This is a genomic window from Marinitoga arctica (genome assembly GCF_054657315.1).
Map to the genome: position 1 here is coordinate 34,840 of NZ_BAAHYY010000008.1, position 24,996 is coordinate 59,835.

General features: G+C 26.9%; 13 protein-coding genes and 1 pseudogene. 6 read left to right on the top strand and 8 right to left on the bottom strand.

The annotated features are described in order from the left end of the window. Window positions 1–3 precede the first annotated feature (3 nt). Window positions 4–264: a CPF_0552 family protein gene (locus ACYQ44_RS03740; RefSeq protein WP_459995324.1), complete on the top strand. Its 261-nt coding sequence runs from the start codon at window positions 4–6 to the stop codon at window positions 262–264. A gap of 17 nt (window positions 265–281) precedes the next feature. Here the strand turns inward: ACYQ44_RS03740 and codA are convergent, their stop codons facing one another. The 5 genes and pseudogenes from codA to ACYQ44_RS03765 all read right to left on the bottom strand — a co-directional run. Continuing rightward, window positions 282–1,544, bottom strand: a complete 1,263-nt coding sequence (codA, locus tag ACYQ44_RS03745; RefSeq protein WP_459995337.1) for a cytosine deaminase — start codon at window positions 1,542–1,544, stop codon at window positions 282–284. Window positions 1,545–1,549: 5 nt separating this feature from the next. Beyond that, window positions 1,550–2,869: a cytosine permease gene (codB, locus tag ACYQ44_RS03750; RefSeq protein WP_459995325.1), complete on the bottom strand. Its 1,320-nt coding sequence runs from the start codon at window positions 2,867–2,869 to the stop codon at window positions 1,550–1,552. Window positions 2,870–3,098: 229 nt separating this feature from the next. After that, window positions 3,099–4,580 carry a carboxypeptidase M32 gene (locus ACYQ44_RS03755; protein WP_459995326.1) on the bottom strand — a complete coding sequence of 494 codons (1,482 nt, stop codon included), beginning with the start codon at window positions 4,578–4,580 and terminating at the stop codon, window positions 3,099–3,101. 42 nt (window positions 4,581–4,622) lie between these two features. Beyond that, a complete protein-coding gene (locus ACYQ44_RS03760; protein WP_459995338.1) occupies window positions 4,623–5,396 on the bottom strand; it encodes a LacI family DNA-binding transcriptional regulator in 774 nt (257 codons plus the stop codon). 87 nt (window positions 5,397–5,483) lie between these two features. After that, window positions 5,484–5,621 (bottom strand): annotated as a pseudogene (locus ACYQ44_RS03765) (LacI family DNA-binding transcriptional regulator); the annotation flags it as partial. An 82-nt stretch (window positions 5,622–5,703) separates the two neighbouring features. Between ACYQ44_RS03765 and glmM the strand changes: the two are divergent. Next, the gene (gene glmM / locus ACYQ44_RS03770) at window positions 5,704–7,029 is read left to right on the top strand and encodes a phosphoglucosamine mutase (protein ID WP_459995327.1); all 1,326 of its coding nucleotides are present in this window, start codon (window positions 5,704–5,706) and stop codon (window positions 7,027–7,029) included. 15 nt (window positions 7,030–7,044) lie between these two features. Here glmM and ACYQ44_RS03775 read toward each other — a convergent pair whose 3' ends face one another. Both ACYQ44_RS03775 and ACYQ44_RS03780 read right to left on the bottom strand, forming a co-directional pair. Next, window positions 7,045–7,407, bottom strand: a complete 363-nt coding sequence (locus ACYQ44_RS03775) for a response regulator (protein WP_459995328.1) — start codon at window positions 7,405–7,407, stop codon at window positions 7,045–7,047. Beyond that, on the bottom strand, window positions 7,407–9,917 hold the full coding sequence (locus tag ACYQ44_RS03780) for an ATP-binding protein (RefSeq protein WP_459995330.1): 2,511 nt from the start codon (window positions 9,915–9,917) through the stop codon (window positions 7,407–7,409). Before ACYQ44_RS03780 ends, ACYQ44_RS03775 begins: the two co-directional genes overlap by 1 nt. Before the next feature lie 193 nt (window positions 9,918–10,110). Between ACYQ44_RS03780 and ACYQ44_RS03785 the strand changes: the two genes are divergently transcribed. The 4 genes from ACYQ44_RS03785 (at window position 10,111) to ACYQ44_RS03800 (ending at window position 24,301) form a co-directional block, all read left to right on the top strand. Further along, complete coding sequence (locus ACYQ44_RS03785) at window positions 10,111–13,617, top strand: hypothetical protein (protein ID WP_459995332.1); 3,507 nt, start codon at window positions 10,111–10,113, stop codon at window positions 13,615–13,617. Between the two features lies 1 nt (window position 13,618). Next, on the top strand, window positions 13,619–14,857 hold the full coding sequence (locus ACYQ44_RS03790) for a hypothetical protein (RefSeq protein WP_459995333.1): 1,239 nt from the start codon (window positions 13,619–13,621) through the stop codon (window positions 14,855–14,857). 167 nt (window positions 14,858–15,024) lie between these two features. Beyond that, on the top strand, window positions 15,025–21,729 hold the full coding sequence (locus tag ACYQ44_RS03795) for an Ig-like domain-containing protein (protein ID WP_459995334.1): 6,705 nt from the start codon (window positions 15,025–15,027) through the stop codon (window positions 21,727–21,729). A 13-nt stretch (window positions 21,730–21,742) separates the two neighbouring features. After that, complete coding sequence (locus ACYQ44_RS03800) at window positions 21,743–24,301, top strand: hypothetical protein (RefSeq protein WP_459995335.1); 2,559 nt, start codon at window positions 21,743–21,745, stop codon at window positions 24,299–24,301. Window positions 24,302–24,331: 30 nt separating this feature from the next. On the opposite strand, the gene ACYQ44_RS03805 is transcribed toward ACYQ44_RS03800, so the two are convergent. Further along, window positions 24,332–24,943: an NUDIX hydrolase gene (locus tag ACYQ44_RS03805; RefSeq protein ID WP_459995336.1), complete on the bottom strand. Its 612-nt coding sequence runs from the start codon at window positions 24,941–24,943 to the stop codon at window positions 24,332–24,334. Between the last annotated feature and the right edge of the window lie 53 nt (window positions 24,944–24,996).

The following is a 24,996-nucleotide window of genomic DNA, read 5'->3' on the forward strand; positions in this document are numbered from 1 at the left end:
TTCATGGGAAAAATTAGAGTATTGGGGATATTTATCCATGATAGAAAAAAAGAAGCTGGTGAAGTGCAAAAATTATTAACAGGGTTTGGATGCGTTATAAAAACAAGACTAGGGTTACATGATGCTTTTGATGATGATTGTAGTGACAGAGGACTTATTATATTAGAACTTGCTGGAGATCAAAACTTATGGAATGATTTAGAAGAAAAATTATCAAAAATCGAAGGAATTTCTGTAAAAAATATGGATTTTGACTATGAATAAAGGGGCTTTTAGCCCCTTTATTCATAAATACCTGACACTCTAAAATTTATTTCTTCATTATAAACATATGATTTCGAAGGTTGGGTTTTTGATACAATTTTTCCATTTTTTATGACATATAACGCTTCGCTTTCCAACCTAATTGCCTCTATTTCACTTGGAGCGTTTAGAATTACTAGATCTGCTGTATTTCCTTCTTCTATTCCATAATCTTTTAGGTTCATTAGTTTAGCAGAATTATATGTTATTGCTTTGTATATCTGTTTAATTTCTTCATATCCAGTCATATGTCCTATATTTAGCCCCATAAAAGCTACTTGGAGCATACTATATTTACCTAAAGGATACCATGGGTCCATTACTGAATCGTGACCTAATCCAACATTAATCCCATAATTTAATAATTCTTTTACTCTAGTCATCCCTCGTCTTATAGGATAATTATCAAATCTACCTCCAAGAGCTATATTGTCTAAAGGGTTAGCTATAACATTTAATTGAGCTTTTTTAAAAACCCCCATTAATTTATTTGCATATGCATTATTATATGAATGCATTGCCGTTATGTGACTTGCTGTAACTCTTCCTTGGTAATTTTCTTTTATTGTTTTTGATGCCAGATACTCAACAAATCTTGACTGTTCATCATCTATTTCATCTATATGTACATCTATATCTTTGTCATATTTTTTTGCTAATTTCATGATAATATCAATACTCTCAATTCCATCATTTCTAGAAAATTCATAATGTGGAATCCCACCAACTATATCTGCACCTAATTTCAAAGAGTCTTCCATTAACTCTTCTCCATTTGGGAAACTAACTATACCTTCCTGAGGAAAAGATACAATTTGCAAATCAATTAGATCTTGTACCTCTTTTTTTACATCAACCATTGCTTTTAAAGCTATCAATTCAGGGTCACACACATCAACATGAGTACGTATTTTCAATGTCCCTTTGGCTACTGCCCATTTTATAGCACTTTTAGCTCTATTTTTTACATCTTCATAGGTTAGCTTTTTTTTCCTTTCACTCCAAATCCTAATCCCTTCCCATAAGGTTCCTGACATATTGTAAGATGGATCACCAACTGTAAGAATTGCATCTAAATGCACATGAGGATCAACAAAAGGTGGAGAGACTAATTTCCCATTTGCATCTATTTCATTATCTGCAGTTTTATTAATTTTTCCTATTTCTACTATTTTGCCTTTTTCTATCCCGATATCATTCAAATTATTTCTACCTATAATTCTAGCATTTCTTATTATAATATCCATTATTTCTCACCCTTTATTATATGTTCATTGTCAATACCAAAAATTTTTAACAATAAATCAAAAATAATATAAAATACAAATGCCCCAACTATACCATTTAATGGAGGAACTCCAGGACTATATTTTGCAATCAATGCGCCTGCAACATAACCTAATATACCAGACCAATTAAATTTTTGAAATTCTATATCCGTAATTTTTGGATATTTCATTTTATGTTTATAGAAAAAATCTGCCATTATTACTCCTCCAATAGGAGGTATAAATGTCCCTAAAAGCACAAGCCAAGGAATTAACCAATTATACATACCTAATATTGCTAAAACTGTTCCTATTGCGGCTCCACCAATGGTGAAATATCTTCTTTTCTCTGTTCTAAAAAAATTACATCCAGCTACAGAAAAATTATATATTGTATTATCTTGTGTTGTCCAAATATTTAAAAATAGCATTACAATTCCCCAAAAAATTAATCCCTGTTTAACTAAAACATTTACTATATCAGATTCCTGGTAAACTAAACCACCATATGCTCCTGCAAATATCATCAATCCATTACCAATAAAAAATGCTATTAAAGAACCAAAAACAGCAGACATAGCTGTTTTTGAAAACCTAGTCCAATTAGTTGATTGAGTTCCACCACTGACAAATGTTCCAAAAATTATTGTTATTGCTCCTGCAATTGTCATATTTTTTGTTGGTTCAATACCCAATATCCCAGTTAAACCTCCTGCATCTTTAGTAGCAATTGTCATGCTCCAAATTATTAATATTGTCATTAACGGAACCGAAAATCTTGATAACCATTCTAATCCTCTATACCCGACATATGCTGTCCAGGAAAAGGCAAACCCAAAAACTATCATTAAAGGTATATCCCAAATTTCAGGCAAATTAAGCAATTTTACTAGCAGAATAGCAATTGTAGCTGTTCCCCAAGCATACCATCCTATTTGTGTAAAACCTAATATGAAATCTGGCCATTTACTACCTAAATCTCCAAAACTGTATCTTCCAAGGAGAACTGTACTTAAACCCGTTTTATATGCAATATATCCTAAAATAGCAACATAAGCACCTAATAAAAAGTTTCCTAATGTAATCAATAATATCAAATCCGGCCAAAACTTAAAAGATACGCCTAAATTTCCACCGGCCCACATAGTTGCAGTAAAAAATGTAAATCCAAGTAACACTACAGAAATAGACCAAAAACCTTTCCTTTCACTCATTGGAACTTCGACTAATGGAAAATCCTCTGTGCCCTCTGTTAAATTTTCTTCTGGTTCTTTTTTCAAAATTTCTTCATTTTCCATAGTACCCCCCCTTTCTTAATATTTCTTATAAATTATATTTACTTTTCAATTTATGTTTTATTATCATTGTTTTCATATTATATTAAAGTTAGTATATAAAACTATTTTTTCTTTTTTATTTCTAATATTTTGCATTTTAATTACATAAAAATAAACACACAATATTTCTATAACTGTAGAATTTATCTTTTTATAAAAAAATGCAGCCTAGAATATAGACTGCATTTTTTTATAGATCATATACTTTATTAAATTTATTTTTTATATATTCTATAAAATATTTTGGATTCAAAGACTCTCCAGTTACCATTTTCACCAACTCTCCAGGCTCATACATTTTCCCCTTTGAATGAATATTCTTTCTTAACCAGTTTAATATTTTTTCAAATTCCCCTTTTTCTATTTCTTTATCCAATTCTAGAATATCCTCTCTCATTTTTTTATAAAATTGTGCTGAATATAAATTTCCTAACATATAAGAGGGAAAATATCCGAATGATCCATGCGCCCAGTGAACATCTTGTAAAACACCCTCACTATCTCTTTTTGGAACTATTCCTAAATAATCTTTCATTTTTTCATTCCAGATTTTCGGTAAATCTTTTACTTTGATCTTATCATTAATCAATGCTTCTTCTATTTCAAATCTTAACATTATATGCAGATTATAAGTCACTTCATCTGCTTCTGTTCTAATAAATGATCTTTCAACAAAATTAACTGCTTTAAAAATCTCTTCTGGTGTATTATTAGCAAATTCAGGAAATACTTCCACTAGATCATTATAAAAATATTTCCAAAATTCCAAACTCCTACCTATTATATTTTCCCAAAATCTCGATTGACTTTCATGAATCGCCATTGAGGCTCCATCTCCTATAGGTAAACCAGAGAATTCTTCTGGAATTCCTTGTTCATATAATGCATGACCACCTTCATGAATTGTACTATACAAAGAATCATTTAAATCATTTTCATTATACCTCGTTGTAATCCTTACATCATTTGTCCCTATTGTTGTAGTAAATGGATGCATTGCTATGTCCATTCTTCCTGCATCAAAATCATATTTCATTAATTTTAATACTCTTAATGATAACTCTTTCTGTTTTTCTATAGGAAAATATTTTTTCATAATATATTTATTTGGTTTTTTACCTTTTTCTAATTCATTTAAATAATTAACTAAAAAATCTCTTAAAGGTGCTATAACCCTTTTTAGTTCTGAAGTTTTTAATCCCGGTTCATATAAATCCAATAAAGCATCATAACGATTTTCATCATATCCAAGGTAATCTGCCATTTTTTTAGTTAATTCAACAACTTTTTCCAAATATGGTTGAAATATTGAAAAATCATTTTTAATTTTTGCTTCTTCCCAGGCCGCTTGCGCTTTTGATGCAGAAATATTAATTTCTTTAAATAATTTTGGTGGAATTTTCTTAAATTTTTCATATTCCTTTTTACCTACTCTTACAAGAGCTCTATCAATAATATCTAAATTCTCTTTTTCTGCTGAATTTAACATTTCACCCATTTCATCAGAAACAGATATTTCAAAAGCCTTTCCGGAAATTTCTCCTATAACTTCTGCTCTTTTTTCTGCTGCTTTTTTAGGCATATATGTTTCAAAATCCCACTCCAATAAAGCTGCTGATGTGTTATATCTTGATATTAAATAATATTTTTCTTTTAATTCTTTTATACTCATAATTAGCCTCCTTATCTAATTTATAAAATTTATCCTAAAATATTACGCTGATTCTCTTATTATTAGTTTTGGATCAATAAATTTATTTATTTTTATATTCTTTTCCATTAATTTTATCAAATTTTTTATACCTATTTTTGCTAATTTATCTATAGGTTGTTCTACTGTTGTTAGTCTTGGTTTAAAATAAGTACCAATTTGAATATTATCAAATCCAATAACTGATATTTCTTCAGGAATTTTTATATTTAATTCATTAAGCGCCTCTATCGCACCTAAAGCCATTAAATCCGTTTGTGCAAAAATTGAATCAATTTCTCTTAATATTTTCTTATTTTTATATATTGCTTTTTTAGCAGATTCAAAAGTCACATCTATATCTAAAATATATTCATCGGAAATTCCATATTCATTTAAAGCTTTTTTATAACCATTTGTTCTTTCAACAAATTCATAATTAATGCTTAATCCTGATAAGGTTAAAATTCTTTTTTTCCCCTTTTCAATTAAATATTTTGTTGCTATATATCCACCTTTTTCTTGATTTGTTCTAACATAATTTATATTTGCATCAATATAATTTTCTGAAAGGTAATGTAAAAATATATATGGAACTTTCTTTTCTAAAATAAATTCTATATCTTCTTTTGATATTTCAGGATTAATTAGTAATAATCCATCTACACTTCTGCTTTGAATCATTTTTTTTATATAATTTTTTTCAATTTCATATTCTATTCTTATATGATATCCTTCTAATTGTGCTTCTTTTATTAATTTTCCAAGAAAGTTAGCAAAAAATATTTCTCCTCTCATATCATCAAAAAATTGAGGAATTATAACGCCTATAGTATTTGTCTTTTTTTTATTCAGACTTCTTGCAGCTTCATTAAATTCAAAACCCAATTCTTCTGCTATTTTTTTTATTTTTTCTTTTGTTTTTTGTGAAATATTTGGATAATCATTTAAACTCCTTGAAACCGTAGAAGGACTAACTCCAGCTATTTTAGCAATATCTTTTATAGTAACCATATAATCACCTCTATAACTTTTGCAAACGGTTTATTTATGATATAATAATACTACATCTTTTATTTTTTGTCAATTTAAATAATAGTCGGAGGTGGGTAGTTTGAAAAGATTATTTGGAACTGATGGCATTAGAGGTTTGGTAAATGAAGAATTAACTGTAGATTTAGTATATAAAATTGGAAATGCTTTAGGAAGAATGTATAGCGGTAAATATGAAAAACTATTAATAGCAAGAGATACTAGAAATTCCGGAGAAATGATAGAAGCTGCATTAGCTGCAGGTTCATTATCGGCCGGATTGAATGTTGAATTTTGTGGTGTTATAACAACCCCAGCTTTAGCTTATTTAACAAAAAGCGAAAAAACCTTAGGTGTTATGATCTCAGCATCACACAATCCTGCTAATTATAATGGTATAAAGGTTTTAGCCGAAGGTTTTAAAATATCAGACGATGATGAAGTAGATATAGAAAATTTGATTTTAGAAAAAAAACCTGAATATGTTCCTTACGGTGATATTGGAAAAATGTCTTCTTCTCATTTAAAGGACAAATATATTGGGTATATTATTTCTGAATTCGACTTAAATAATATTCCTTATAAAATTGCGGTAGATGTTGGAAATGGCGCAACAGGAGCTTTAATTGATAAAATATTTGGTGCATTTAATTTAAATTACGATGTATATTTTAACAAACCAAATGGTTTAAATATTAATGAAAAATGTGGTTCGACACACCCAGAAGTTTTAAGCAACATCATTAAAAACGATGGATATGATTTAGGTATTTTATTTGATGGCGATGGCGATAGATGTTTATTCATTGATAAAAATGGAAATCTTATTGATGGAGATAAGTTGATGGCTATAAATGCTTTAAAATTAAAAGAAAAAAATAGATTAAAAAATAACATGGTTATAGCAACTGTAATGAGTAATTTAGGATTAGAAAAGTTTTTAGAAAAAAATAATATTAAATTATTTAGAACAACTGTTGGAGATAAATACGTTTTAGAAAAAATGATTGAGTTTGATGCTAAACTAGGCGGCGAACAATCTGGACATATTATCTTTTTAGATAAAGCTACAACTGGAGATGGTATAATAACTGCTTTAGAAACTTTAGAAACCTTATCTTATTTTGGAAAAGATATCAATAAATTGATTAAAGATATACCAGAATATCCTCAATTATTAAAAAATATATCAGTAAAAGAAAAAAAATCGATAATGGAAAATAAAAAATTAAAAGAAGAGTTAGAAAAATTCTCTAAAATTCCTAACTTTAGACTTATTGTTAGACCTTCTGGAACAGAACATAAAATTAGAATTATGGCTGAAGGCGAGGATGAAAATTTAGTATATAGTGTTGTTAATGAATTATATGAAATAATAGAAGAAATCGATAAATTCTAAGGTAGGTCTAAAGACCTACCTATTATTTAATACTTTAATTATGGTATTTACAACTTTCTCTGAATCAAACGGTTTTATAATATAATATGATGCACCTTTTTCAATTGCTTCTAAAACTCTCATTTTATGCCCTAACGCTGAAACCATTATTATTTTAGCTTCAGGATCATATTTTTTTATTTCACTTAATGCTTTTATACCATCCATTATTGGCATTGAAATATCCATTGTTACTAAATCAGGAGATATTTTTTTGTATATCTCAACTGCTTCTTTTCCATCTGAAGCCTCATAAATTTCAAAATTTAGTGGCTCTAATATCATTTTCATTTGATTTCTAATAAAAGGTGCATCATCAGCTATTAATATTTTTAACATTATATCACTTCCGGAATTATTATTTTAAATTTTGTTCCTTTTCCATATTCACTTTCTACAATAATTTTACCTCTTAATTTCTCAACTTCTTTTTTTACAGAGGAAAGCCCTATACCTCTTCCTGAAATTTTCGTAACTTCACTTTTAAGAGTAAACCCATCTAAAAAAATCATATTTAATAATTCTTCATCATTTTTATAACTAATGCCTTTAACTTTCGCAATTTCTTTTAATTTTTCTATATCAATACCTTCTCCATCATCCTCTATTATAATGCTAATTTCTTTTTCATTTCTTAATAATTCTATAATTATGTTTCCTTTCTCATATTTTCCTTTTTCTATCCTAATTTCTGGAATTTCTATACCATGATCTATTATATTTTTAAATAGATTTATAAATGATTTTGTCAAATCATAATATCTTTCTGGATCAACCACAATTTCATCTTTAGAAATTATAATTGGATCATTAATACTTTTCCCTAATCTCTTTGATAATTCTTTTATATATGACATATAAGGGTTAATCAATTCTTTTAAATTTTTGAATCTCAATTTTCTTATTTCATTTAATATTTCATTATTTTCATCCAAAATATCTTTTAGTTTATTCTCTAATTCTAAAATCTTTGATTTAGGAATTTTTAAAACATCCTTTTCAATCTCATAACCAAGCTCTTTTTGAATAAAATATATTTCTTCTTCAAATGTTTTTCTAACTATTTCAATATCGTTAACTGTGATATTATTGCTTAATATTTTCTCCTCTAATTCATGGAGTTTTTCAGTTAAATTCACTAAATAAAATTGTGCAAATATTCCTTTATAATTATGAATTTCCATATAATAATCTTCTATTTCAATTTTTGATTCTATTATTTTATTTAATAATTTTCTAAATTCTCTAATATTCAACACAAAAGTTTCATAATTTTTTATAACGGAAACTATCTTTTTTAAATTTTCTTTTTCTATTACAATTTTCTCTTTTAATCTCTGTTCCATAGTAACATCTTTAAGTTTAACCATAATTATATCCTCATATTCAATATATTTAAAATCAACTTTAAAATATTTATTATTAATTTTCATTTCAGATGGCAAGAATGTTAAATATACCTCTTTTTTAAAATTATCTTTTTCTGAAAAAAAATCATCCAATACTCTTTTTATGAATATTTTTTCTTCATTATTGTCCTCCCAAAAAATATCTAAAAAATTTAATCCCCCAATATCTTTTCCAAAAATATTTTTACATTCATTACTATACTCATTACCTATAATATAATTTTTATTAAAACTCAAAAAACCTTCTCCAGAATTATCCAATAATTGTCTAATATCTTTAGTTTTCTTTTTTACTATTTTTTCTAAATCTTTGTTCCAATTTTCAAGTATTTTATTTTTTATTGATAATTCTAAATTCAATTCTTTAATATTTTTTAAAATTAAAATTATCATAGAAATTATCAAAATAAATATTGACCATTGTATATATGATCTTTCCCATTTTATAATTCTAAAATCTCCTAATATTTCATATATTGTAAATAATGAAACTAATATTATTGTTCCTGAAAAAATATATGCTTTTGAATCATTTTGCTTAAATCCTATATATAAATTATATATCATAACTATTATATCTAATAACATAACTAAATATAGATATATGACATATTTTGCAAAATAGTTTATTTCAAATCCTTTTGATATTTGAATAATAAAAATCAAAGAAAAATACACCATATGAAAAAGAACTAGAGTTTTTATAATTTTCTTTGTTGAGTAATCAAACATAGTATAAAAAAATCCCATTAATCCTATAGGGGCTATATATTTTCCAAAATCCATAAAATATGCAAATAACACTCTATTATCAATCAAATATTTAAATGTCTGAGTTTGACCTGATATAAAAAGTGTAATTCCAAAAGAAAATAAACCCAGATATATAATGGATTTTCTTATATAAGTATCTTTTTGAGTTACTAAAAAAATTATATATAGAACAAATGAAATAATCGATACAAAAAATCCAAAAATCGATAATAATATTTTATCTAACTCAACAAATATTTGATGAGAAAATAATTCCATTTCATTTCCTAATAAAAATTCACCAAAAAAACCAACATCTCGGCGATTAGAAGACACTTTTATTAATAAATACTTATTTTGAAAATCCATTGGAATTTTAAATATGCTTTTAGGGCTAAAAAAACTTTTGGCAAAGGCATCATAAATTAAAATATCTCCTACCATCATTTTTGAATTATCAAATATTCCTGTATAGTATATAGCGGGGTTTTCAAATTTTACATTTGGTAATTTGTATCTTAAATACAACATTTCATGTTTATTTTCCAACGGAACACCTGGTGTTTTATATTTATGCCAAATTTTCTCATTTTCCCATCTATACTCCCAGCCATCATATAATTTAATATATGAAAAAGCTGATATAAATATCAATAAAAATAAAATAAAAAGCATAAATTTTTTCATACAATCACCTCGAATATATTATAACATACATTTATAACATAATTTTTTATTTTAAAATTTTTATGATATAATTACAATGATTACAAAAATTAAATTGTTATTATTAAATAATATATTATTAATAATTTTAAATGTTTGAGCATTTAATTAAATACTATAAAAATAACTTTCTATAAAAAGATGAGGTGGGATTATGAAAAAGATTATTATTATTGGATTATCTATTATTTTACTTTTATCATTATCTTCATGTGTAAAAAGTGTAAAAGTTAAAACAAAACCGAAAGTTGGTGTTGCTGTAGCAGCAACAAGTGTTTCGTTAAACGATTTTATAAAGAATGAAGACATTAAAGATATTCTTCCAGGTGCGGATATCATCAGTATTGATGGAACAAAAACACTTAAATATGCTACCGGACTGAATGTAGATATGAGTCAATCTTTTGAAAAGATTGAAGATTTCAGTACTTCTATAACCCAGCAAATTTCTGTACCAAGTATTGATTCAATTGATCCCGTAGCAATTAATATTCCTAATATTGATTCTTTAAATGGTATTGATGTGAATGTACCAGACTTTGATTTCACTCCACAAAATATAAATGTAGATGTACCTAATTTAAATCCAGCATCTTCTAGTCCAGACATAACCGTTGGAGAAATTGACGTTGCTGATGCAGGTGTTGAACTGCCTACAATTGACTTATCTATTCCGGTTGCAGGCAATGCTGGAAATGGTTCTTCTACTTCAGACAAAATAAATTCTAACGGGTCATTTTCAAAACTTTTATTTTCAACTGGAAGTTTAGATTTAAATGTAACAAACAACGAATCATCGGCAGACGTTGAAGTCGAAGGAATTATTGAAAATCCAGATAATACAGTAATTAAAAGTAATTCTTTATCACTTTCTGGCTCCAATTCTGGAATCCTAACCTTTCCTATAACAGGTAAAAGCATTTCGGATAATGCTACAATTACCTTAATTGCAACTATAACTAGTGGTTCTGGAGATGGCTCAAATTCACTTATTGCAGATAATTTAAGATTTTCTTCTGGCACTAAAATAAAAAAAGCAGAAGGTATCAAATTTTCAACAACAAAAAATATTTCTCAAACTATTGACCCAAATATGGGAAATACATCATTTTCTACAATTACAATCGATGGGACCTTTAACATTAATATAGAATTACCTATTGAATGGCAAAATGTTAAAACAGAATTTGAAGCTACTGTATTATATACATATAATACAACAAATATAGAATTAGCACATGGTATATTTGAGTCGAGTTCACAATTGAATTTTCAAAACAAAGCTCTTCCACCTAATGGAATGTTTGAATTCACCATTGATTCTACATTTACAAATAATACTAATGAAAAAGCGAATATAGATTTCACAAAATCACCGACTGTTATTATTACTCCTGAAGTTACTGTAAAAAAAATAAAGGGAGTTATTGTTAACAACACGCAAAATATCAATTTACCTAATGACATTGAAAATGTTTCACTTTCAGGAGGAAATATTTCTTTAAACATAACAGATACTGCTATCAGCTCAATTGTTGCAAAAATTGTATACAACGATGGTACATCAGATAACGAAAAACAATTTGAGTTAAATAACAATGGGGCAATATTAAGCATGGATAATTTGACATTAACAGGAAAAGAAACAAAAGATGCAACAATAATTGTTGAGTCATTAGATTTAGACTTTGGAGAAACTGGATTAAATACCAATTTATTAACTGCAAATATCTCATTAACAAAGCCCGCTATTAAAAATGTAACGCTAAACAAAACTATAAAACAAAAAATAGATATACCTAATGATATTGAAAGTGTTAAATTTAAAACGGGAAATCTTAATGCTACATTGAACACTGGTAGCTTTACAAATATTTCAGGAATTTTAGAAACTACAAATGAAGATATTAATTTATTAGTTTCTTCTGGTAATTTAACAGTAGATTTAAGTAATAAGATATTAACTGGAACAGATGATGCTACATTAAATATAACCCAAATGACTATTGATTTTACAACAAATCCTTTAAACTTCGGCAGCGTTCTATCTGTTTCACCAACACTTGATAATTTATCCATATCAGAAGCAACTATTACCTCAAATATTTCACAATCAATAAATATACCTTCGAATATTAAAAAGGTCATATTTGGATCTGGTTCAATAGAAATTGCACTTGATAACGCAACATTTACAAGTATTAATGGAACACTCACATATGTTTCAACTAATACTTCTATGAATGTTTCACCAGAAGGTAGCGCTATAATAGATTTAACAAATTTAGAACTTGGAGAACCTAATGCAAATATTAATATAGATAAAATTGGAATTTCTTCAAATAATGGAATCGAATTGGGATCGACTATTAATGCTAACATAAATCTAAAAAATCCAAAAATACGTTATGCTAAAATTCAAACAGATCAAAACTTAAATATAACTAACTCTCAATCGATAAATTTCCCTCAAGAAGCAAAAGAATTATTAAATTCTATAACATTTGCACCAACATCAAATATAAAAATTGAATGGAATAATGAATTGCCAGTTGGAATAAATGTTTTACTAAATATTCCTGAGTTTAATATCGAAGATGAATTCGCAATGTCAGATGGCGGATCTCATATTATTGATTTAAGCAATAATACTATTGATTTTAATACAGATACCGCATTAAATATTAACTTTGATGCTTCTCCAAATAATTACGATGATACAAACAAAGTAATTACCTTAAATATATCGGATCCAACTAATTACTTAACAATGGGTAGCACTTATACATTATCCGCTACCATTAATTTAGATTATAAATTAGATGCATCAATTAAACCTGTTAATAAAGATATAATTCCCGAATCTGATGCAATAAACTTTGAAATTCCTATTTCAGATACTAGTACTATAACATTAAATGATATCGACATAAACGGATTTAATGCTAAAATAATTGGTTCAATTCCAAGTGGATTGGTTAATTCTAATAATGAAATAACTATAATTGCTACATATACATTAAACAATACAGAAAAGTCAACCACTTCAACTATTATATTAGACAGCACAGAAATAAATAAAGATATCACGGATTTCCTACTTGAAATTCTAAAGGGAAAAAATGTTTATTTATCGATAAAATCTAACGACATATCTGCTTCTCTTGCAGATTTAACTAATTTCAATTTTGACTTTAATATTGTTCTAACAGTACCTTTGAGCTTTACTCCTAAAACGTCTTTAGAATTAATGACAATCAAAGGAGAAAAAGATATATTAGGAAGAGATCCTGGCTCAAACGACTCAGACTTACCAATTGATGAAATTATTGGTGAAACAGGAAAATTAGTATTACACATTGATTATAATAATACCACTGGATTAACTCCAGAATTAAAAATAATTGGGAAAAACAGTTATGATCAACAACTTTATGAAAAAAATATTAGTTTAAATGATGGAAAATCAAATACAACAATAATTTTTGATAAATCCGATATAGAAAATATACTAAATAATAATCCATATCTTTTAGAATTCAAAGTATTAATTCCCGCAAATAAAATACAAATGTTTAAAGAAAATGGAAAAATCGACTTAAATGCATGGGCTGAAGTTGTAACTGATGTTTCTGTTGATCTTTTAGGAAGAGGTGAGTAATATGAAGAAAATTATTATTGTTTTAATGATTATTTTAACAACATTATCTTTTGCAAACCCAAATATTAATAAACCATGGAATTATTCCCTTAATCCAGCATTGATGGATTATGGAACAAGAAACTTTTTAGATTTGGGCATAAATGGTGATATATCATTATTTCAACCATTTATAAACTTTTCGGATTTATTTAAGGAAGAAATTGTTGTAGACTTCAATGAAATTTATGATAATTTAGACAATGAAAACCTTCCAATTACTTTAAATGCTAATGCATCTATTTTTGGAAAGCTTCACATATGGTTTTTAACATATGCAAATAATGTTAATTTATATTCAAATACAAAAATCAACTTACCAAATGATTTAGTAAAATTAATTTCATATGGAAATGTCGAAAATGGAGAAATTGTAAACTTAGATGGTGAGGGTATTTTTAATTCTAATATTATTCTTGAAAATACTAACTATATTTCGATTGGAAAAAATTCAATATTTGGTTTTTCATTCTCAAAATTTATACCTGTATCTATTCTAAAAAGCACTATGTCCTTTAATCAGGATTCAAATGTTGCGTCAGCTACAACAACTATTAATTATTCTATCGAAGGTAATATACATAGTTCTTTAGAATCATTAAGTTCATTTGTATCAAAACCTTATAATGGCCCAGCTATTGATGAAGATATCCTAAATGCTTTTAACGACTCAGCCGGATTAAAAATAAATCTAGGATATATCAATAAATCAAACAAATGGGGAATTTCAATAAATGATATAGTACTAAAACCAGCAGAGATGACTTATAAGTATACTTTTAGCGCGACAGGAAATATTCTTATTGATAATATGAACATAATTACTGAACAAAGCTCTCCGACGCTAGAAAAATCTGAGGAATCCATAGCAAGAAAATTTCCAGATAATCCTTTAGATTTACCTATGAATATTTCAGCCTTTTATACCTTTAATTTCATCTTTGATATTACACCACATATACAATATTATTTTGGAAAAGGTTTGGATTGGGGAGTTAATTTAGATGGAAATTTATTCTTTATTCCGTTTTGGCTAGATATAAGTAATAAAATTGATTATTGGTCTTTAAATACAGGATTAGGACTTAATATTCATATTATTGATATAAACGCATCAGTTAATAGTAATTCTAATAAATTGGGGAATATACTAAATTTTGATAATTTATCATTTAACTTAAATATTGGAATGGGTATATAATGTATTAAATATAAGGAAAATAAAAACCACCTTTCATTTAAAATGAAAGGTGGTTTTTTGTGATATAATTAAGTTATATATTAATTAATTTTTAATAATATTTGAACAGAATTTTCTTAAAAAAAGTCGAAAAGAATATATTTAAATAATCCTAGGGGGGTGTTATTATGGAAAATTTTAAAAGGTTTTTATTGTTAATTATGATTTTTTCTCTTTTTATTATTTCTTTTTCTGCTGTAAAAAAAGTTACTATAAGAGCTATAGATGTTAATTCATGGGATTTTGAAGTATCACAAGATTATGCAATAATTACACCAGGTGTAATTTTAAATGGAAACTTATTTTCTGCAAAAATTATAAATGACTCAAATCCTACTACTATTTTCGCTGATATCACACTAAGTGTTTTAACTGGTGAATGGGAAGATGATTACTTAATTATTAGATTTGGACCTATTGAATTATCTTCCAACGAAACGTTCATATTAAAAAATACTGAAGTATTAGATTATTTGGACAATGTAGCTTTAAAAGAAAATCATATGACTCATATTCCAAATCTAGAAAATACCTCTGATTTTTTGAACTTAGAACTAGCTGAGGGAAAATATTCTTTAGAAATTAGTGTAAAGGAAGTTGTTAATAATGAAGAAATTGATAGAGGAAATAAAAATGCAGAAATCGCTATAATTAAACCTGATCCTATTGAATTCATAAAACTTCCTGAAGGAGATACATTATTCCCTACAATAAAATGGTCATTAAGTAAAGTTCCTTCTTATTCAAAATCAAAAAGTATTTTAGAAATCGAAGAAAATGGAAAACTTATTTTTACAAGAATCTTTGAACATAATAAACCTGATTCTAATAATTTAGAATTAGATATAAAAGGATATCCAACAGGTGATAATATTGAAGATGGTGTTTTTACATATAATATCACAGGAACAGACAATGATCCTATTTTCAGAAGAGGAAAAACATATACTCTTAGAGTAATACAAAAAGATTCTGGAGATAACGAAATAGCTAAAACATTAGATGAAAATGTTACTTTTAATATTTCTTATCCTGATATGGAATTCCCAAACGGACAAATAGATGATATTAATCCAGTTTTTGAATGGGTTTTTGAATATGACACAGAAGTTGCATATTATTTATTAAAAATTGATGGGTTTAAAAATTACAAAGTATATGGCTCACAAACTTTCGAACTTCCTGACTCATTAGATTGGGGAAAAAATTACAAATGGAAAGTTATCCCTTATTATGAAGATAATACACCTTTTTTTGATGATTCAGAGATAGATTGGATAGAATTTTCAACACCAGAGAATAATCCACCAGAAGTACAGATTTTATTTCCTACAGAAAATGAATTTTTAATAGTTGGTGAATCTTATACCTTTGAAGGAGAAGCTTTTGATAACGATCCTAACGATGAAATTATAGAAACATGGTGGAAAATAGAGGGTAAAACATATAATGGAAATTCAATAAACTTTATACCAAAAAAGAGATATGTGGATTCTCCTTTAAAAGTTGAATTCTTTGCAAAGGATAAATATAATCACATTTCCAAAGTTGAAGAAAATATATTTATCAAACAACCAAAATTAAAAATTATCAATCCTGCTAATAATTCTAAATTTGTAACAGGTGAAAAAGTTGAACTTAAAACACTTATACAAGATTTAGACGAAGATATAATATGGTATGATAATGGAAATGAAATTGGAAATGGGGAATCTTTCGAATATATTTTTGAAGAACCCGGTGAACATCAAATTGAAGTCGTTTCCGGAAATTATTCAGACTCTATTACTGTTTTTATAGAATCGTTACCCATATTAACAAGCGAAGAAACTGCATTTGAAGTATACGTAAATGAATCAATATCTCTAAGTGTTGATTATGAAAATTTAAATCCTGATGAAATTCAATGGACTTTAAATAGAAGAATTATTGGCACTGGACCAGATTTAGAATATACATTTGATCAATCAGGAGAATACATTATTGTTGCAAAATACAAAGATTTATCGGTTGAATTTACTATTAAAGTAAAAGAAATTCCACAAATACGTATTATTGATCCTTTAGATAATGCAAAAATAAAAGCAGGAGAAGAAGTAACTTTAAAATCTGAATCAAAAAATATAGAAGATGATATTATTTGGTATTTAGATGATGTTGAAATAGGAAGAGGAAAAGAAATTAAATTTGTATTCTCCAATGATCTTGAAGGCTTTCATGTTTTAAGAGTTGAATCAGGTATTGCTTCAAATCAAATAACAATAGAGATTTTTGTAGAAAGATTTGTAAAAATAATTGATCCAGAAAATAAATTGCTTGTTATTGATATAAATAAATCATATTCATTTAAAGCACACAAAGAAAATATAGAAGATGATATTATTTGGTATATAAATGATGAAGAAATTGCAAGTGGTGATATCTTCGAATATACTTTTTCAAACAGCGGTGAATATATTGTAAAAGCAAAAGCAGGAGATTTCTATGATGAAATTACGGTAAATGTTGTTGGAGAAAAATATTTGATTATAAAAACCCCTATAGATGGTGCTGTTTTTGAAATTGGCGATGCTATAAAGTTTTCTGTTGAAAGTAAAAATATAGTTGATAATATTATATGGTATGCTAATGGTGAAGAAATAGGGAACGGCGATTCCATAGAATATTCATTTAATGAAGCTGGAAGTTATGAAATTACAGCGAAAAGCGGGGAATTAGAAAGTACTATAACAATAGAAATATTGCTACCTGAAAAACTGGAAATTATTTCTCCTGAAAATGGTTCAGAATTCTATATAGAAAAAGAAATTGAATTTACTGCTGAAGGAGAAAATTTAAGAAAAGATATTCAATGGTTTGTAAATGGCGTTTTAATCGGACAAGGTGATTCAATTAAGTATATATTTAATACTGCTGGAAATTATGAAATAAAAGCTAAAACAGAAACAGTTGAATCGATAATAAAAATAAAAATATTAGAAGCACAAACTCTAAAAATCATTTCTCCTGAAAATGGTGATATATATAAATTGGGAGAAAATATTAAGCTTAAAGCTAAAACAAAGTACGACGCAACTATAGAATGGTTTATTGATGATGAATATTTAAGTAGTGGAAGCGAAATTATTTTCACTCCTGAAAAGTTTGGAAAACATGAAATAAAAGCCCTTTCAGGTAATTTAGAAGAATCTGTTAAAATTTATATCTATAAACCTGTTGGAAATTTGACTATTGAAGGATTGGATAAAGATATTTTCTTTAATGATGAAACAATTGAATTATATTCTAATTATGATTTTGATGAAACTATTGGGATAAAAGAAAAAATATGGTTACTTGATGGAAGAAAGATTTCTAATGAAGACAAAATATCGCTTTCAAATCTTAGATCTGGACCACACACTATATTATTTAAAATTCAAGATAATATGAATAATCATGCTGAAATAAAGATAAACTTTAAAGTTGTAGAGAGATTAGAATTTGATATTATTTCTCCTGAAGAAGATTCTCATTTCAATCTAAATGATTCTATAAGATTGAAAATTAAATTGGTAAAAGGTAATTGGAGTGAAGTGAAAGAAATTAATTGGTTCTTTAATGGTAATAAAATTGCAGAGGGGAGAGATGTCCTTGTTTCAAATATTGGTGAAGAAGGAGATATTGTAGTTAAAGCTGAAATTATCGATATTCTTGATGAAATATATACAAAGGAAATTAATATAAATATATCTGATAAACCTATACTTGAAATATTAGAACCAAAAAATAATTCAACTTTTAAATATGGTGATGAAATTAAAGCTGTTGGAACAATATATATTACAAAATTGGAAGGAAGAAAAAATCTTGATACAAATGATATTATCTGGTATGTTGATGGAACAGAGCTAGAAAATGGTGGGGTTATATTTATAGAAAATCTTGAACCAGGGGAACATATTATTCAGGCAGAATATCAGGATTTAACTTCTGAAATAAATATTAAAATATTAGAGCCTGCCAAAGCTAAAATATTAGGTCAAAAAGAACTTGTTTTTAATCCTGGAGAACATTTAACAATAAAAGGTAAGGGTGATGGTATTTTAACCTGGTATTTAAATGAAAACGAAATTGGAAAAGGAAACATTTTAACATTAGATACTCAAAACATCACTTCTAAATCTGAGTTAACCTTAAAAAGCGTTTTTAATGATTTAGAAAGCAAAGACTCAATAACATTATTACCAAATTCAAAGCCTAATATAAACTGGGAATCACCAGAAAATGAAGATAAATTTGTTTCAAATGCAAATATTCCTATTAATATAAAAGTAGAAGATAATGAAGATGGATTATTATCATATGAATTATATATTGACGGAACAAAATTAGGTGAAAACATAGAATCTATATTTGCTGGCACATTAAATCCAGGCCCTCATACTTTAAAAGTTTTTGCAAAAGATAAACTTGGAAGTGAGGTTAGTGAAACAAGAAATATTATTATCAATCAAAAACCTAATCCAACTATAATTTCTCCACAAAAAGGTCAAGAAATAACCGCTGGGATGTCTCTTATCCTTGAAGCAATTGTACAAGATGATGATACAATAAACGAAAATAATATCGTATGGATGATTGATGGAGAACAAGTTGGTAACGGTTTAAAAATTGAATATACAGAAATTTTATCTACTGGAGAACATTTTGTAGACCTATATGTTGAAGATTTAATGGGAGAATATACACAGATATCATCAGATATAATTGTTGTTGAAAAACCTAATATACGAATTATTCAACCTATTGACGGGGCAATTATAAATAGTGGAGAAATACTTATATTACAAGCTGAAGCTTTTAAAGGCCCAAATCTTCCATATGAAGATAATAATATTTCATGGAAAATAGATGGAACGATTTTTGGTACAGGAAAAAGATTAGAAGTAAATACGAATATTTTATCTCCTGGTGAACATACTATTACGGCGATGGTTGAAGATATCTCTGATACTCGTAGAATAATAGTAAATACTCAACCGAACATAGATATTATCCAACCATTAGATGGAAGTATATTAACCACTAAAGATTTTATTATATTTAATTCTTCAATAAATGATTTAGAAAATAATGTAAAGCCAGAAAATATCAGATGGTTCATTAATGGAGAAGAAAAAGGATTTGGTATTTCTTATAACGCAGGAACGCTTGGGGAAGGTGATTATAGAATTACAGTAAAGGTTACTGATGATAATGGGCTATCAAATGAAAAATCTATTTCTATAAAAATCATATCACCTTTAAAAATAAATATTATATCTCCTGAAAATAATTCCGCTTTCTCACAAACTGATATTATTAACTTAAATGCAAATATTTCCGGTGGATTAGAACCGTATAAGATAGTATGGACAATAAAACAACCAAATTCATCAGATAAAATATTAAACGGTAATAACTTAAATTTAAATGCTTTTGATTTAAATCCTGGTAAAGCACTAATTTCTTTTGAAATAACAGATGCACTTAATAATACATATATTGAAACTAGAGAAATAACCATTTTTGAAAAAATTAAGGTGAAACTAATAAAACCCAAAAATGGTCAAGTACTTGTAAAAGGCCAAGAAAAACTAAATGCTGTAGCTCAATTATTCAATGCTGAAGGGAAAAACATAAAGGTTGAATGGATGCTTAACAATGAAAAAGTTGGCGAGGGTACTGTTTTAACTCTTGATACAAACAATATCCAAAATGGAAATTATGTATTAAAAATCATAGCTAAATCAGGAAATGAAGAAGATAGTGATTCAATTAATATAGCTATTAGAGAAAAGTTAAAAGTAAAAATTCTATCAAAATACGATATCGTTAAATCCAATAAAGAAATTGAACTAAATGCTTTTGCACTTGACCCATTGGATGGCGACGTAGAAAACATAGAATGGAATTCAAGTCTACAAGGAACATTAGGAATTGGAAAAAACATAAAAGTTAAATTAATTCCGGGAAATCATATAATAACAGCTATTGCAAAAAATTCAAAAGGTGAAATTACAAAAGATACTATAAATATTTTAAGCCTAGGAGAAATGAAAATATTTATTGAATCTCCAAGTAATGGTGATATATTTACAGGCTCTATAGAAATCCCATTTAAAGCTGAGGTAATTGATGCTGACGGTTCTAAAATACCACCTGAAAATGTTATATGGAGTTCAAGTATCGATGGTCAAATAGGATATGGTTATGATATGAATAAAAAATTGAGTGCTGGAAAACATGTAATAACTTTAAGCGTAATAAGTAAATATAATGGTTCAATTACAAAAAATATAACTATACAGGTTTTAGAAGAAACCAAAGTTGAACAAAAACTCGTAATAGACGTTGAAGATGGGCTTTTGGTTATACAAAATCAACCAATTGAATTAAGTGCTTATAAAATAGGTGTAGATGGAGATATAATTTGGACATCAGATATCGATGGAGAATTAGGTATAGGTGATACTATAGAAGCTATACTTTCGACACCAGGGGAACATGAAATAACTGCAAGCGTTGAAGATATATCAAAATCAGTAAAAATTAAAGTAATTCCTTATGAAGAAAAAAGAGAAATTATTGCAGTGGTTATTGGTCTTAAAGGTGAAGCTTCAACTAAATATAAAGATAACATAAATGATTTAAAAATTCTATCCCCTATTTACAATGTAGATACTTTAATAATTTATAGAGGTACCGAAATAAAATTAGCATTCAAAGATGGATCCCAAAAAATATATACAATTAATACAAACGAAGGCATAAAATTTGAAGACCGAAGAGAAATTACTTTTAATGAGTGAGGGGGGATAGTCTATGAAAAAACATTTATTAATTATATTAGTACTAACATTATCATTTTTTGCATTTTCTCAAGAAGTTGTTTTCCAAAAACAAGTTTACGAAGGTCAAAATATAAAAATTTCTGTAAATTTTAATCCTGAACAAACTTTTAGTGAAGCGAAATTATTTTTCAAAGTTTATGATGAAAGAAAATTTAATATATTAAAATTACGAATTTTTCAAAGTTCTGCAGAAGCTGTCATTCCGGCAGCTCTGCTTACAACAACAAAATATGATTTTTATATACAATTAGTTGACGATAAAGGATTTGTTCAAAGATTCCCCGAAGGATTTGGAAATTATTATCAATTTGAAGTATTGCCAGATACTTTAAGTCCTAAAATAAAATTTATTTCTCCGTTAAATGGCCAAAATTTTTTTGATAATGAATTAATTCCTATTGCTATTTTACTTGATGAAAATGAAACTGGCATTGATCCCAATAGTATTATTTTTAAAATAAATGATAAAACTATAGAAAATTTTAACATTGAAGGTAATTTATTAACTTATAGACTAACTAATGCTCCTTTTGGGGAATATAATATATTTATTCAAGTTTCAGATAAAAAAGGAAATATTTCTAAACCTGCTGAAATAAATGTTGTGATGAAGGAAAAAGGACCACCTTTAATTGAATTTACTTTTAACAAAAGTTACGAATTATCATCTGAATTCAAATTTGAAAGTAAAATATCAACAACTAATGAATTAGTAGAAAAAAATATTATTGATTCTTTAGACATGAACTTTTCTCAGAATATAGAATTAGGAACAAATATGAGATTATGGCTATTTAATTTTGGAATTAGAGTTTCTCTCTCTCAAGATAGTACTGATATTTCACAATTATTTAACGATTTCACAAATCAACTTAATTACGATATGAAAGACGCTTTAAGATTACTGAATCCTTCAAAAATAGATGATTTTTCTCTTTATGATACTCCTAGGAATATTGATGTAACTAATAATCTCAATATTTATATGGATTTAGCTTTTCTAAAATACCAGTTCTTTGATAATTTAATTAATTTTAATTCTTTAACCGTAAATAATTATAATGTTAGAGGTCATGACGCCAAATTAGATTTATATTTAGCTAATGCTGAAATAGCTATAGGTAATAGTAATGTTGGAATATTTGAATCCTCATATCCAAGATATTTTGCAGGTATTAAACTTGGAGCAAATTTATTTGAATTATTAAAAGCTAGTGTAGATATATCTGTTATATCGGATTATCAAGGAACACAGAACAACAGATATATAAAATCTCTTTTCAATCTACCAGAAACCATTACACCAAAACAAAATATTTTAATTGGTGCAAATACATCTTTAAATTTGTGGTTAGCAAAAGTAGATATGAATTTGGGAGTAGATATATATATTGATGACTCTTCCAATATAATAAGTGTCACAGATATGGCATCTCAAGTAGCCGATATTGCAGGCAATTCATCTATAAAAGATACTGTAGAAAATTATGTAAGCCAAATTGAAGATGTATTCCCAAAAACTTTTGATTATTTTCCTATTTCAAATGGGATACTTTCTGCTGTTACAGATAAATATCTTTTAGGTAGTGCATTTTCATTAAATAGTGAAATTCCTATTTTAGGATTAAATCTCTATTATTTAAAAGCGGATAAAAACTATAAATCATTAGGAGTTTCTGCGCCTTCAAATGTAATGAAATATGGCGCAAAATTCAAGAAAAAGTTATGGATTTTAGATTTAAAAGGGGAATATGAGCTTAAAAAAGATAACACAACTTTATTAGGATTAGATGAAATATTAGGAATAGCTTTAGGTTCTTTAGATACTTCAACTTTAATAAAAAATATTAATCCTATTAACGATATTTTAGGTAAAGAAATATTACCAGAAAATCCTTCAAAAGATGATATTAGAAATATTACTGAAAAATATAAAGTCAATGCTAGTGTTAAATTAGGAGTATTAGGAACCTTAGGTGGAGAATACTCAATAGAACATCAAACAAATAACGTAGAATTATTAATAACAAATGGAGCAACTGACTTATCTGATAATGATAAAAAAGATAAATTAATTACCAACTATTCAGCTTCTTTGAAGAACCTTGGATTTAAAGCAGATGATTTTTCATTAAAAATATCATTTGAAGGTGGTTTAAAAACCATAAATGATAAAATATCAGAAAGCGATACTATATTATTAACTTATGGCGCAAAAACCAACATGACATTATATAAGATAGGATTAAATGGTTCTTATAAACAAAAGCAAGAAGAAGATACTATCACAACAGAAATGGGAGGAGGAATAAAAACTAAATTAGTACAAGTTTCATATACAAACATAAAAAAGACTGATAAAGACAACACAACATCTGTTTTATCGGATACAAACAAATTTGATATAAAACTCAATTTACAAATAACATTTGCAACCTTACAAATTGGAACACAATTACAATTACCTGACACATATGCAGATCAAGAAGGAAAAATTAACGCATTTGCTAAAATTGCTATTTCATTCTAATCAAAGCCCATCTTTTGATGGGCTTTGATATTATATATTTAATTCTTTTTTCATATCTTCGATAATTCTTGCCGTTAATCCCCATATTATTTTATCTCTATATCTATAAAAATATGTCTTATAACATCCTTTTCTCCAATTATAATTTTTCCCATTTGGTATTAGATGGTAAGGATAATTCTCAGGGGGATTCATTTTTACGTCTATTTTATACTTCAAAGGTTCATTTTCAATAAAATAATTAAATGGAACATAAAAAACTTCTGACACTTCATTCGGATTAATTTTTAAATCACTTTCATTAAAATCTCTTATATACACCAAAAACGGATAAATAACAAAATTAAATGGAGTAGCAAAAAAATCTAGTTGCGCTATTCTTTCAACTTGATTGGGTTTTATTCCTATTTCTTCTTCTAATTCTCGTAATCCAGCTAAATAAATATCTTCATCTGCTTCTATTTGTCCTCCTGGAAAACTAACTTCTCCTGGTTGACTTAGATTGTGCGATCTTATTTCAAAAATAATATATAATTCATTGTTTATTTCAATTAAAGGAACCATCACTGAAAACTCTTTAAAATCATCAACAAAATGCGGTTTTTTATTTTTCATAATTTTTTTTATATAATTTATATCCATAATTTTTCCTCCGTTTTTTTATTTATTATTAGGACGTATTCACTAAAAAGTCT

Bases quoted from the DNA above. Each gene is read 5' to 3' on its own strand.
- ACYQ44_RS03740 (WP_459995324.1), top strand. From the start codon at position 4: ATGGGAAAAATTAGAGTATTGGGGATATTTATCCATGATAGAAAAAAA.
- codB (WP_459995325.1), bottom strand. From the start codon at position 2,869: ATGGAAAATGAAGAAATTTTGAAAAAAGAACCAGAAGAAAATTTAACA.
- ACYQ44_RS03755 (WP_459995326.1), bottom strand. From the start codon at position 4,580: ATGAGTATAAAAGAATTAAAAGAAAAATATTATTTAATATCAAGATAT.
- ACYQ44_RS03760 (WP_459995338.1), bottom strand. From the start codon at position 5,396: ATGAGAGGAGAAATATTTTTTGCTAACTTTCTTGGAAAATTAATAAAA.
- ACYQ44_RS03775 (WP_459995328.1), bottom strand. From the start codon at position 7,407: ATGTTAAAAATATTAATAGCTGATGATGCACCTTTTATTAGAAATCAA.
- ACYQ44_RS03780 (WP_459995330.1), bottom strand. From the start codon at position 9,917: ATGAAAAAATTTATGCTTTTTATTTTATTTTTATTGATATTTATATCA.
- ACYQ44_RS03785 (WP_459995332.1), top strand. From the start codon at position 10,111: ATGAAAAAGATTATTATTATTGGATTATCTATTATTTTACTTTTATCA.
- ACYQ44_RS03790 (WP_459995333.1), top strand. From the start codon at position 13,619: ATGAAGAAAATTATTATTGTTTTAATGATTATTTTAACAACATTATCT.
- ACYQ44_RS03795 (WP_459995334.1), top strand. From the start codon at position 15,025: ATGGAAAATTTTAAAAGGTTTTTATTGTTAATTATGATTTTTTCTCTT.
- ACYQ44_RS03800 (WP_459995335.1), top strand. From the start codon at position 21,743: ATGAAAAAACATTTATTAATTATATTAGTACTAACATTATCATTTTTT.
- ACYQ44_RS03805 (WP_459995336.1), bottom strand. From the start codon at position 24,943: ATGGATATAAATTATATAAAAAAAATTATGAAAAATAAAAAACCGCAT.